Origin of the sequence: Ameyamaea chiangmaiensis, assembly GCF_013376175.1 — a bacterium.
In the GTDB taxonomy this organism is placed as follows: Bacteria; Pseudomonadota; Alphaproteobacteria; order Acetobacterales; family Acetobacteraceae; genus Ameyamaea; species Ameyamaea chiangmaiensis.
The window spans coordinates 1-1,526 of record NZ_JABXXR010000292.1 but is presented as its reverse complement, the minus strand read 5'-3'; the positions used below and the strand labels follow the sequence as shown (position 1 = coordinate 1,526).

1 protein-coding gene, 2 pseudogenes and 1 riboswitch are annotated in these 1,526 nt (G+C 67.1%); of the genes and pseudogenes, 2 read left to right on the top strand and 1 reads right to left on the bottom strand.

Translation table 11 applies throughout. The annotated features are described in order from the left end of the window. Positions 1–138: pseudogene (locus HUK82_RS16485) on the bottom strand (bifunctional diaminohydroxyphosphoribosylaminopyrimidine deaminase/5-amino-6-(5-phosphoribosylamino)uracil reductase RibD); the annotation flags it as partial. A 146-nt stretch (positions 139–284) separates the two neighbouring features. After that, positions 285–452, bottom strand: a riboswitch (FMN riboswitch). 125 nt (positions 453–577) lie between these two features. Between HUK82_RS16485 and HUK82_RS16480 the strand changes: the two are divergent. Then, on the top strand, positions 578–1,414 hold the full coding sequence (locus HUK82_RS16480; RefSeq protein WP_176614947.1) for a 23S rRNA (adenine(2030)-N(6))-methyltransferase RlmJ: 837 nt from the start codon (positions 578–580) through the stop codon (positions 1,412–1,414). 5 nt (positions 1,415–1,419) lie between these two features. Next, positions 1,420–1,526 (top strand): annotated as a pseudogene (locus tag HUK82_RS16475) (NAD(P)H-dependent glycerol-3-phosphate dehydrogenase); the annotation flags it as partial.

Sequence of the window (1,526 nt, the reverse complement as noted above, 5' to 3'; positions counted from 1 at the left end):
CGCCGCGACGGCCAGACAGTGTCCCTCGGCGTCGAGGATCGCGCACCCGACCGGCGGGTTCGGCGCGGTCGCCCCGACATGGGCCCGTGCCCCAGCGATGGCCGTATCAAATGCCGCGAGAATACGGGCCAACGGCACGGCCTGCGTGCCATCAGCCTCAACAGGCCGGGATTTTTCATCCGGCCAAACGCACGTCGTCACAACAAAGGTCTCCATCCTTGCGGACGGACCCGAGGCGCAAAAAGACCGTCCACGCTGGACGCACCTGTGGCGTTGCGTGTCGTCTTCGTTCTCTCCCATCCGGACTGTGACCGTCGGCCCTGGAATCACACCAAGGTCTGCTGACCCCACCGCAGAACGGTGGGCGCTCGCGGGCTTATGACGCGCCTGCCGAAATGGCAGACGCGGCAAACACCGCCGGTAGGGAATTTCACCCCGCCCCGAGAACGTCTATGACCGGCAGCTTTGCGGCCGCCAGACGCGGCTGTCGCCACGCGGGGGCAAATGTGCTGAAATTTCGGCACGCCGGTCAAGTGCCAAGTGCCGCACCGCAGTATGGGAACCGTCAGACGCGTCGATGAACTACCGCCATCACTACCACGCTGGGAACAGCGCCGACTGCATGAAGCATGCGCTTCTGATCGCCCTGCTCACGGCGTTTCACCGCAAACCGGCGCCCTTTATGGTTCTGGACACGCATGCCGGGATCGGGTCGTACGATCTTACCGCCGATCCGGCACAGCGCACGGGGGAATGGCATGCCGGAATCGGGCGTCTACTGGATGCTCCCCCGGCACGCACCCTGCCCTTGCGTACCTATCTCGACCTCGTCCGACCCGAGATGCCGCATGCCTACCCCGGCTCCCCCGCGATTGCCGCGCGGATGTTGCGGCCCGGCGACGCCCTGGTGTGCTGCGAACTCCATCCCGACGACGCGCCACTCCTGCGCCGTCACTTCGCGCGCAACCCAGCCGTGCATGTGCATGAACGCGACGGATACGAGGCCATCGCGGCACTTCTGCCCCCGCGCGCGATCCGCAGGGGTCTGGTCCTGCTCGACCCGCCGTTCGAACGGGCTGACGAATTTCAACGCCTTGCCGACGCCATGCTCACCGCCCGGGCGCGTTTCCCGACGGGCATCATCGCGGGCTGGTATCCGATCAAACACCGCGCTCCGGTCAGGGCTTTTCACGACGACCTGCGCGAACGCGGATTGCCCGACGTTCTGGCCGCCGAGCTGACCCTCCGCCCGCCGCTCGATCCCTCGCGCCTTAACGGCGCGGGACTGGTCGTGGCGTCCCCCCCCTTCGGTTTTGAACAACAGGCCCGTGATATTCTAGGCTGCCTTGCCGATCTTCTGGGCGAGGATCAGGCCGGATACGACGTCCGGCGCATAGCGGAGGAACGGTCGTGACCGGCCTGTCGATCGGCGTCATCGGTGCCGGAGCCTGGGGGACGGCGCTGGCGCTGCATGCCGCGCGCGGCGGCGCGCACGTCCGGCTCTGGAGCCGCGATCCCCTGCGTCC